Origin of the sequence: Agromyces bauzanensis, from assembly GCF_014645655.1 — a bacterium.
Classification (GTDB): Bacteria; Actinomycetota; Actinomycetes; order Actinomycetales; family Microbacteriaceae; genus Agromyces; species Agromyces bauzanensis.
Genome location: NZ_BMMD01000038.1, coordinates 1 through 10197, shown reverse-complemented (window position 1 = coordinate 10197; position 10197 = coordinate 1). Strand labels below are relative to the sequence as shown.

Below are 10197 nucleotides of genomic sequence, written 5' to 3'. Positions count from 1 at the left end.
GCGCACGAGCCCTGCCCGCCACCGAACCGAGGCACCCCCGAGGCCGGAACCTCCGCCCAACGCCGCGACACGCGGCGATCCCGCACGCCCGCCGCCGCGAACCCCCCGACGACCACGCCGCCGGCACCCGAGACCACACCCGAAAACCGACTACCCGCGGATCTGGGTCAGATGGGCGCGGGCCGTTGCTCGCTGACCCACTCATCTGCGCCCACGACGTCCTGCGCATCGGTGGCCCGGATGCATCCGACGCAGCGGAGCACCTCATCGCCCGACTCGAACGAGACTGGGAGACCCGGTGATCACCAAGACCATCGAGACACTCGCTATCAGCCACGCGGATGATCTCGCGTTCCGAGCTCTGGCGGATGTCGCGACGCTCACCCAGGGCATAGAATCGCGCGTCGTCGGTGGTCAGATGGTGGGACTTCTGGCAACTGCCTACCCGACGCCGGCCACCGTCATCCGCCAGACCGCCGACGCCGATGCGGCCATCACGACCCAGATGGCGGCGAGCGGACGAGTTCACGATCTCCTCACCGAGGCCGGATACATCGCAACCGCCGGGAACTCATACGAGAAGTTGTAGGCAATGGGTATTGCCCACATACCCCCAGCAGAGGACACTGGAACCATGCACACGCTCGAAGAGTTCACACCGCTCGGCGAAGCCACCGCCGACGACCGCTCCCGCATCGCCTTCGGCAAGGCCGGCGTCCGCGGCAACGAGCGGTACGCCGTCGCCGTCAACAAGCACGGCGAGATCCTGCTCACCCCGCTCGCCTCCATCCCCCGCCGGGAAGCGTGGCTCTGGCAGAACCCGAGCGCGATGGCGATGGTCCTCGAGGGCCTCCGCCAGTCCGCCGCCGGCGAGACCCATGACGTCGGCTCCTTCGCCGAGTTCGCCGACCCCAAGATCGCCGACCTCGAGATCGACGACGACGCGGCAGACACCACCGCCCGCGACGCCCTCGGCGCCGAGAGGCAGCATCCCCCGGACAACGTCAGCTGAGCCCCGCGGTGCAACGCGCGCTGCGGCTCACCACGCTCGCACGAGACCAGCTCAACGCGGTGCCAGAGAGCACCCGCAAGAAGAAGATCCAGCGCACCCTCGGCCTCCTCGAGACGAACCTGCGCCACCCGAGCCTGAACACCCACAAATACGACGGCCTGTCCGGCGACAACGGCGAAGACGTCTTCGAGGCCTACATCGAAAACAAGACCCCCACCGCCTGGCGGATCTTCTGGCATTACGGTCCCGGCCAGGGCGAGCTCACCATCCTCGCAATCACCCCGCACCCGTAACCCACCCATCCTCGCGCGCGAATGCTGCGCTCGATCGCAGAGGTGAACCTTCAGCGGGGTTCGGCGCGCCGTCAGGGCGAGCGGATGCACTCGGCATCCGCTCGGGCTCGCCGGCGCACCCCGGCCAGACTGGGGCCGCCGATGTCGACGGTGTCGCGTCCCGGCGTGATTGCGAACCGCCGTCCAGAAACATTGCCGTTTCCTGCCCACGTATGTTGCAGAATACCGACTCCAATCGTTGCGGAATCCGGTACACTCATCGACATGCCGTACCTTCCACGGGTCGCTGACACCCTCGTGGCCGACCGCCTTGCTGCGATGGGCGGCGTTCTCATCGAGGGCCCCCGCGCGAGCGGCAAGACCGAGACCGGTCTGCATCATGCAGCGAGCTTCGTCCGACTCGACGAGTCGCCGGGCCTGGCGACCGTCGCCGAGAACGCACCCGATGCGTTGCTCGAGGGTCCCGTGCCGCGCCTCATCGATGAATGGCAACTCGCGCCCGTGCTCTGGAACGCGGTGCGCCACGAGATCGATGACCGCCGGGCGCCAGGGCAGTTCATCCTGTCAGGATCCGCGACGCCGCCTGATGACATCACCAGGCATTCCGGTGTCGGGCGGATCGCCCGAGTGCGCCTGCGCACCATGACGTTGGCCGAGTCCGGTCGATCGAGTCGACAGGTGTCACTCACCGAGCTGATGACCGGCGCCGACCGCGTGTCCGCCCGTTCGGAGCTGCGCTATCGAGACGTCGCAGCGGAGGCCGTGCGAGGCGGGTGGCCCGCGCTCATCGACGCATCGACCGCCGACGCGCAACGCTTCAACCGTGAGTACGCCGAAGAGCTCACCCGAGCGGACATCCGCAACGCCACAGGAGTGCGCCGAGATGTCGATCGTCTCCGGCGCACACTCGAAGCGCTCTCGAGGAACCTCTCGACCGAGGCGTCGATCGCGACGCTCGCTGCTGACGTCGGCGGCGCGGATGGCAGGATCGACCCCGACACGGTGCGCGAATACCTCGACGCATTCACGGCGGTCTTCGCCCTCGAGACCCTTCCGGCATGGAGCGTCAACCTCCGCTCACGGTCGCGCCTGCGCACGAAGCCGACGATCCACCTCGCCGACCCGGCTCTGGCATGTGCCGTTCTCGGCATCGGGCCCGAACGCCTCGCCCTCGATCCCGAGTACTTCGGTTTCGTGTTCGAATCCATGGCGGTGCGCGACCTTCGCGTGTACTCCGCTCTGCACGACGGTCGCGTGTATCGCTACCGCGACAACACCGGACTCGAGGTCGACGCGGTCATCGAGTACCCCGGCGGAGTCTGGGGGGCTGCCGAGGTGAAGCTGGGCGGCTCTGCCGTCGCTGCCGCCGAGGCGAGCCTCCTCAAGCTCCGCGACGAGCGCGTCGACGTGGCCCGGGTCGGCGCGCCGGCATATCTCGCGGTCATCACCGCAACGGAGTACGCCTACACGCTTCCATCCGGAGTACACGTCATCCCGCTCGCGACGTTGGGAGCCTGAGCAACGCGGAACGGCCCGACGGCACGGCGATACACCTGCAGACCGGAGCGGCCGGCGCGAGCAGGTTGATGCTCGTGCCGCCGCCGATGCGGTCGATGAGCGCGCCGAACGCGAACGCGCCGAGCACGGTCACGACGCCCACTCGCGGTCGGCGTCCGACCACAGCACTCGGGCTGAGACGCCCATCTGCGTGAAGCCGACGAAAGCGACGGTGAGTCCGCGAAGCACGGCGATTGTCGAGATCCGCTTCCCAGCTCCGACCCACTGGGGAACGATTGAGACCACCGCCTGAGGAAGGGCCGGAACCATGCGCAAGATCACCGTGACGAACAACATCTCACTCGACGGCGTCATGCAGGCGCCCATGTCGGCCGAGGAGGACACCCGTGGCGGCTTCACCTACGGCGGCTGGGCGCTCGGGGTGAACGCCGACCCCGAGCTCGGCGCCGAGATGGCCAAGGGCATGGCACGCACCGGCGCGATGCTGTTCGGCCACCGCACCTACGACCACATTGCCGCCTTCTGGCCGCACCAGACCGACGGCAACCCCTTCACCGAGCACCTGAACAACACCGAGAAGTACGTCGTGACGCACGACCCGGCGCTCGAGCTCACGTGGCAGCACTCTACCGTCGTCGCGGGCGACGCCGTGCAGACCATCGCCGAGGTGAAGGCGACGGATGCCGGTGACCTCTCGATCCTCGGCAGCGGCGAGCTCGTGCGAGCGCTCGCACCGACCGGCTTGATCGACGAGTACGTGCTGATCATCCACCCGCTGCTGCTCGGCACCGGGCAGCGGATGTTCGACGGGGTGCACCAGGAGCTGCGGTTGCTCAGCAGCATGACGACCGCGACCGGGATCACGCTGGCGCGCTACGCGCCGGCCGTCTGAGCTTCCCTCGCCGCGCGCGCGGCAGGTCGGTACCCTGAATGTGGAACCAGACCGGAAGGTGGTGAGTTCCATGCCTGCGACGGAGTGGAACATCACCGTCGACATCGACGAGCAAGAAGATACGACGATGGCGTATGCCAGCCTGCGCACGCCCGCGGGTCACGAGGTGACCGGCGTCGGCCAGGCGCAGCGCAATCCACACGATCCGAGCGTGCCCGCGATCGGCGACGAGCTCGCGGTGGCCCGCGCGTTACGAAACCTCGCCGAGCGACTGCTGCACACGACAGAGAAGGACATCAGCGGCGCTACAGGAGAGCCGGCGCACCTGCACCGCGAGCCCTGCCTGTTGACGGACCGGCACAGCCGCGAGGAGGCTGGCCGCATGGCTGACTCCACTCCTGAGAACTGGCGCCGCGTCGACGACTACCTCGCCGCGACCCTGCTCGACGACGACACGGCCCTGACCATGGCGCGGTCGGATTCGGATGCCGCGGATCTGCCCGCGATCGAGGTCACCCCGCTCGCCGGCAAGCTCCTGCACCTGCTCGCACGTATGACGGGGGCTCGCAACGTGCTCGAGGTGGGCACGCTCGGTGGCTATTCGACGATCTGGCTCGCCCGCGGCATCCCCCGCGATGGTCGCGTGGTGACGCTGGAGCTCGAGCAGAAGCACGCCGACGTGGCCCGCCGAAACCTCGAACGCGCGCGAGTTTCGGACAAGGTCGAGATCGTCGTCGGGCGCGCCGCCGACTCACTGCCGCGCATCGCCGAACGCGGTGGCGAGCCGTTCGACCTGGTGTTCATCGACGCCGACAAGGAGTCGAACACGATCTACCTCGACTGGGCGATCCGCCTGGGACATCCGGGCACCGTCATCGTCGTCGACAACGTCGGCCGCGCGGGCGAGGTCGCCGACCCGGGCACCGACGACGCGATGGTGATCGGCAGCCGGCGTGCGCTCGAGCTCCTGGGGAGCGATCCGCGGGTGGATGCCACTGCCCTGCAGACCGTCGGGGCGAAGGGGTGGGACGGGGTCGCGATCGCGATCGTGGTGTAGCGCGGGGGCCGTACGGATGCCGCGGCATCCGGTGGCACTTTCATCGTGTGGTCGTGACGTGGGGTGACGCGCCTATGCTGAGCGGCGTGACAGACGATCGCGAGGACGAGCAACGATTCGAGTTCGGGTTGGTGCCCGACTCGCCCGAGACACGCCTCTTCGTCGAGCTGAGCCACTTCGCCGGCGGCGATCTCTCGCCTGCAGCTACCGCTCTCGAGCTCGCGACCGAGTTCTATGAACGCGACGAGGCCGACAACGCTGGATTCCTCGTCGACTCGGCCGTTGTGGCCTACTGTCGGGCATTCGTCGCCTCATCGGTCCGCGGAGTGCGGACCCTGGAGAGCCACCTCGCCATCCCTGCGGAGTTCGCCGCACTCCACCAGACCATTCGTACGTATCGCAACACGACCGTCGCTCACTCGCAGAGCGAGCTCTCGACGACGTGGCCGCTCGTCGTCATCGACCGGAATCAGGGCGGGAAACGAACCGTGTGAGGTCCCACCCTGAACGGGCCCATCCCGGCGCCGCGCCCGCCGATCGCCGTACCGCGCGTGCCGCTCATCCAGCTGCACGATCCGCCGCCGCAACACGGTGAGCAACGCCGCCACGTGCCGGCGCCGGTGCGGCTCCAGCTCGCCACCCGCATCGAGCGCGCCGGCCCGGTCGGCGATGGAGCGCAGGCGGGTCATGGTGTCGCGCCGCCATGCCTGGTAGGCGTCGTCGGAGCGGGCTGCGAGCCGGTCGAACCGGTCGTCGATGATCGCGAGGCGCAGCTCGAGCGCCTGCACATCGGCGAAGAACTGCGGGCGGTCGATGTGGTCGACCGGGATGCCGCCGGCGCGAAGCTGCGCCTCCATGCGTGCGCTGAGGGGTGAGTCCGAGCCCATGTCGGTGCTCCTAGCTGACTCCAGCTATTGCCGAAGGTTCCGACGGTATGGAGGACCACTGACATTGATCCCGTGAACCTCGGCAACCGGTCTGATGACGGCACTCGGCCACCGAGACGCATCATGGGTTCGGCGGCATCCGTCGACGCTGAATCCAGCCCGTGCCCAGTTGTGGGGGTGGATGCCGCGAGAAGTGCCGATCACGCAGGGTTTTCGAGCAGCTCCGTCAGCCCTCTTCTACGCCGATCGACCAATCCGAGTCGGACCCGATCTGTAACGTCAGCCAGCTGCCGACTCGACAGCGATGCGGACTGCCACTCGACGCATCCGACACCACAGCGAAAGCAGATCATCATGAGCAACTTCGACGACAACGCGCCGGCGGGCTGGTACGACGACGGCAATGGCGGCCAGCGCTACTGGAACGGCAGCATGTGGACCGAACACACCGCCCCCGGCACCGTAACGACCACGGCCGCGGAACTCGCTGGTTCCGTGCCCGCGCCCGAAGCTACGGCGCCCGTTCCGACCGGCGCGCCCAAGTCCTTCATCGCGACGTGGCTGTTCGCGCTCCTCCTCGGTTTCTTCGGCGTCGACCGGTTCTACCTCGGCAGGATCGGCACGGCGCTCGGCAAGCTCTTCACGCTCGGCGGCCTCGGCGTGTGGGCGCTGGTCGACCTGATTCTCGTGCTCGTCGGCGCCCAGCGCGACAAGCTCGGCCGCCCGCTCGAGGGTTACGCGAAGCACCGCACCATGGCGTGGATCGTCACCGGCGTCGTGCTCGTGGTTTCGCTCGTCATCAACGGCGTGAACGCCGCGAACCGCGTCGACGACGTGAGCCCCGCCGCCGATGCGCCCAAGCCCGCTGCGGCGGCATCCGCAAACGAAGAAGAGGGCGAGCCCGAAGCGGATGCCGCGCCCGCACCTGAACCCGCCAAGCCCGCCGTGCAGGAACTCAGCGTCGTCGAGACCGCCTTCGGCAAGGACCTCGATTCCGACACGTGGTGGTACGCGGTGGTGCTCGACAACCCGAACCCCGACCACGTCTTCCCGTCGGCCGGCATCACCATCGAGGCGGTCGACGCGAACGGCGTCATCCTCGACTCGGGCAGCGAATACACGACGATCCTGCAGGGCCGCACGGTGCTCGTCGGCGACTTCTTCTCGGTCGGATCCGGCACCATCGCCGAGCTCGACGTGCGCGGCCCGACGAGCGCCGCAGCCACGTCGTCGCCCGCCGCCGAGACCGGCTCGTTCAGCGTGTCCGACATCGCGACGGCCCAAGAGTACGGGTGGCTCGACGTCACCGGCAAGGTCACGTCGACGTTCGGTGAAGACCAGGAGCTCGTCACCGTCGCGGTGATCGCTCGGGATGCCGCGGGCACGATCGTCGGCAGCGATTTCGCGTTCATCGACCGCCTGCCCGCGGGCGGCACCGCGCAGTTCGAGTCCTCGCTGTGGAACGTGGAGAACCTGCCCGAAGGTGTCACGTTCGAGGCGTTCGCGTCGCTGTAGCGCCACCCACCGGGGCCGGCCGCAGAGCTACGCGGCTGGTCCCGCCGGCTGGTACGCCGCGCCGCATGCGAACGGCGAACCGCAGTGCTGGGACGGCCGGCAGTGGCTACGCCTCCGCCCTCGGTGCCGGAGCGGCGTCGGTGGTCGCCGGTACCGTGAACACACGATCCCCTGGCCGGAGGGATGAACGATGACGAGCACGACCTCGACCGCACGCCCGCGCACCGCCGAGCGCATCACCACGCTCGCCGAGACCGAGCGCCTTGCCGCCCGCATCCTCGACCCGACGCGTGCACGCCCGCTCGTGCTGGTGACCACCACGCACGGTTCGAACGGCACGGATGTCGCGGCATCCGTGCCCCTCGATCCGCAGCGCCTGCTCGACGAGGTCGGTGACGTCGCCGACGTGGTGGTGCTGCTGCCGACGGGCGAGCTGAGCATGCGCCTCGACGACCTGCTACCCGACATGCTGCAGGTGTACGGCGGCGCGGGCCGCTCGTACCCGGTGGGCCTCGCCGCCGATCCCGACTGGCGGCGGTCGCCGCTGCGCTTCCCCGGACGTGGCGCTCCGGACCGGGCGCTCGATCAGCTCGTGTCCGATGCGGTCGCCCACGCGCACGCGGCCGGGCTGTTCGCGCACGCACCCGCCCGCACGCGCCCAGTCACGGGCGAGGTGCGCGGCTTCATCGCGGGCGGTTCGCGCGCGCTCGTCGTGCACGACGACGGCGGCGCGTCGACGATCTGGGCCGAACTCACCGCTCCCCCGACCCCGCTCGAGTGGCTGCTCGCCGAGGGGTGCCGCGTGTCGGGCGCGCTCGACGAGGACACGCACCGCCTGGTCGTCGACGTGCTCGCGACATCCGATGCCGACCTCGCCGATGCGTTCCCGCACGCCGCGGTCACGCTCGCCCTGGTGACCGCGGTCGACGGCGACGAGGCCGAGCTGGCGTTGCATCCGTCGCATCGCATCAGGGTGCACGGCACGGATGTCTCGCCGAACCCGCTCGACCGCGTCGACCTGCTGCTCAGCGAGGGCGAGGTCGTCGCGGCGCGGGTTGTGCACCTGTCGACCGGGGCGCTGCACCTGCGCCTCTCCGACGTGGACGACGACGAACCGATCGTGCCGCCGCTCACGCTCATCGCCGGCGGCGCGCCGTGGCTGCGTGAGGATCGCCCGCTGCCGACCGGCTCGTCGGATGACTCGCAGGCCGTCGAGGCGCAGCTCGAGGCGCTCGACGCGCAGCGTCCTGTGGCGGAGTCGGCAACGTCGCCGGCGCCGCTCGCAGCTCGAACTCCAGGCGGTGCGCGCCCGCCGCCTCGCCGCCGAGCAGCGCCTCGCCGACGCGGGCGTCTCCGACTCGGCGCTGTCGCGACTCCGCACAAGCGCTGAGCTGGACCGCCGCCGCGCGCGTGAGCTGCTCGTGGAGAATGCCGAGCTCCGCACCGAGGTCGACCGGCTGCGCGGCGGCCGGGCGGATGCCGCGCGCCGCCTCCGCGAGTATGCGCGACGCGGTTCGGCGATGGTGGACGCTTCCGACCGTTCGCCGTCGACTCGGCGCGATCACTTCGTCGATGCCGAGGCGTGGGTGCGGCACGAGATCTGCTGCGCGTGGGTCGAGCGGATCCCAGCTTGCGACAAGGCCGCCTACCCGCTCCCGACGTACGTCGTCGGGACGGACTTTGCTGCCTCGCTCGAATCCCGCGACGCCAACAAGTTCGCGAAGGCCATGAAGGCCGTCGTCGACGTGCTCACCGGCCGCGCGGACCAAATGGACAGCCGTGAAGCCCACCGCCTCCGAACGTCGGATGCTGGCGGCTCACTGTATGTCGTGCGCGACGACAGCGCTCACGCCATGCGCTGCGCGATCGAGCGCAACACGCCTTCGGCACGGCGGCTGCATTACTGGCTGCTGCCGTCCCCGAGAAGAACCCAAAGACCTCCGACCGACGAATTTCACCTGCGTTTCGATAGGGTCCTCGTGTGACACGCCTATTCGAGGAGAATCCGGACCCGGACGAGGAACGCGACGAAGTAGCGCGCGAGGTCCTACGTCTGGACCCGACGGGCGAGCGTTGGGCCGCAATCGTCCGCCACACCTACGACATGCTCTATAACGGAGCCGAAACTGGGCGCTATCGCTGGGATCAACTCGCCAAGACCGAGAAGACACACTTTGGCACCATCCTCGAGATCAACGCGCAACGCGCGTTCCAGTTCGCAGATGGCGAGAAGCTGGACTTCGAGATCGCGGGCCATGACGTGGACGCCAAGTGGAGCCAAGACGACGGGAAGTGGATGCTACCTCCCGAGATTCTCAATGGTCTGGCCCTTGTCGCCACGGGCAGCGACGCGAGTGCCAAGTTCTCGCTCGGAGTAGCCCGGATCCGCCCCGAGTACCTGTCGGCCGGAGCGGGTAACCGGGACAAGAAGCTGACCCTGAGCGCATTTGGGCGCACGCAAGTGAAGTGGATCTGGCGCAATCGGCAATTCCCACAAAGCGTTCTGCTGCAGCTTCCGCGCGACGAAGTCGATTACATCTTTGATCACAATTGGGGCTCTGAACGGGTGAATCGTCTCTTCAGGGCTGCCGAGGGGCTTCCCGTGCACCGATCCACAGTTCGCACCGTGGCAATGCAACTCGATGACCAGAAGCGAATCCGTCGCAATGGAGGCGCCCGCTCGGCTCTCGCCCCGGAGGGGTTCCTGATCCTCAGCGGCAAGTACCATGCTCACCTCGTTCAGGCGTTCGGATTCCCCCCGCTTTCGGCGCTCCAGTACCTTTCAGTTCGCGTCGCGCCATCTGAGGATCCAGCAAATGGAGTCCTGATTAGGGGACGCCGCTGGCGCCGTGCCGGACCGGGCGAAACGCTCATGGAACCGGCACCGTATCTCCCGGAGCGAGGAGTCCGAGAGTCTAAGGACACGCGTATAAATAATCGCGTCTGATGACTGGATGCGTGGGATCATGGTGTATGGCGATCGATCGGGGCGTGGAAGCGTTACTGGCGGCGAAGTTCGAGGC

13 protein-coding genes and 1 pseudogene are annotated in these 10197 nt (G+C 68.4%); 13 read left to right on the top strand and 1 reads right to left on the bottom strand.

What is annotated here, in order from left to right; genetic code table 11:
• The first annotated feature begins 298 nt into the window (after positions 1-298).
• The 4 genes from IEX31_RS17800 (at position 299) to IEX31_RS17785 (ending at position 2823) form a co-directional block, all read left to right on the top strand.
• Complete coding sequence (locus IEX31_RS17800) at positions 299-589, top strand: hypothetical protein (protein ID WP_188744736.1); 291 nt, start codon at positions 299-301, stop codon at positions 587-589.
• A 45-nt stretch (positions 590-634) separates the two neighbouring features.
• Positions 635-1012 (top strand): hypothetical protein, encoded by a 378-nt coding sequence (locus IEX31_RS17795; RefSeq protein WP_188744735.1) that lies wholly within the window; start codon positions 635-637, stop codon positions 1010-1012.
• An 8-nt stretch (positions 1013-1020) separates the two neighbouring features.
• Positions 1021-1305: a hypothetical protein gene (locus tag IEX31_RS17790; protein ID WP_229662477.1), complete on the top strand. Its 285-nt coding sequence runs from the start codon at positions 1021-1023 to the stop codon at positions 1303-1305.
• Positions 1306-1569: 264 nt separating this feature from the next.
• Positions 1570-2823: an ATP-binding protein gene (locus IEX31_RS17785; RefSeq protein WP_188744734.1), complete on the top strand. Its 1254-nt coding sequence runs from the start codon at positions 1570-1572 to the stop codon at positions 2821-2823.
• Here the strand turns inward: IEX31_RS17785 and IEX31_RS17780 are convergent.
• On the bottom strand, positions 2795-2956 hold the full coding sequence (locus IEX31_RS17780) for a hypothetical protein (protein ID WP_188744733.1): 162 nt from the start codon (positions 2954-2956) through the stop codon (positions 2795-2797). The two genes, IEX31_RS17785 and IEX31_RS17780, sit on opposite strands and share 29 nt — an antisense overlap.
• 174 nt (positions 2957-3130) lie before the next feature.
• On the opposite strand from IEX31_RS17780, the gene IEX31_RS17775 reads away from it, so the two are divergent.
• The 9 genes and pseudogenes from IEX31_RS17775 (at position 3131) to IEX31_RS17740 (ending at position 10121) form a co-directional block, all read left to right on the top strand.
• Entirely contained in the window at positions 3131-3715 is a 585-nt protein-coding gene (locus IEX31_RS17775) for a dihydrofolate reductase family protein (protein WP_188744732.1), read from the top strand.
• A gap of 70 nt (positions 3716-3785) precedes the next feature.
• Positions 3786-4028: pseudogene (locus IEX31_RS19360) on the top strand (DUF1876 domain-containing protein); the annotation flags it as partial.
• 69 nt (positions 4029-4097) lie between these two features.
• Complete coding sequence (locus tag IEX31_RS17770; RefSeq protein WP_229662478.1) at positions 4098-4772, top strand: O-methyltransferase; 675 nt, start codon at positions 4098-4100, stop codon at positions 4770-4772.
• Between the two features lie 86 nt (positions 4773-4858).
• Positions 4859-5266, top strand: a complete 408-nt coding sequence (locus IEX31_RS17765; protein ID WP_188744730.1) for a hypothetical protein — start codon at positions 4859-4861, stop codon at positions 5264-5266.
• Positions 5267-5380: 114 nt separating this feature from the next.
• Positions 5381-5647 carry a hypothetical protein gene (locus tag IEX31_RS17760; RefSeq protein WP_188744729.1) on the top strand — a complete coding sequence of 89 codons (267 nt, stop codon included), beginning with the start codon at positions 5381-5383 and terminating at the stop codon, positions 5645-5647.
• 366 nt (positions 5648-6013) lie between these two features.
• Positions 6014-7174, top strand: coding sequence for an NINE protein (locus IEX31_RS17755; RefSeq protein ID WP_188744728.1), 1161 nt, complete (start codon positions 6014-6016; stop codon positions 7172-7174).
• 190 nt (positions 7175-7364) lie between these two features.
• Complete coding sequence (locus IEX31_RS17750) at positions 7365-8564, top strand: hypothetical protein (protein ID WP_188744727.1); 1200 nt, start codon at positions 7365-7367, stop codon at positions 8562-8564.
• A 130-nt stretch (positions 8565-8694) separates the two neighbouring features.
• The gene (locus IEX31_RS17745) at positions 8695-9159 is read left to right on the top strand and encodes a hypothetical protein (protein WP_188744726.1); all 465 of its coding nucleotides are present in this window, start codon (positions 8695-8697) and stop codon (positions 9157-9159) included.
• Positions 9156-10121: a NaeI family type II restriction endonuclease gene (locus IEX31_RS17740; protein WP_188744725.1), complete on the top strand. Its 966-nt coding sequence runs from the start codon at positions 9156-9158 to the stop codon at positions 10119-10121. Before IEX31_RS17745 ends, IEX31_RS17740 begins: the two co-directional genes overlap by 4 nt.
• Positions 10122-10197 lie beyond the last annotated feature (76 nt).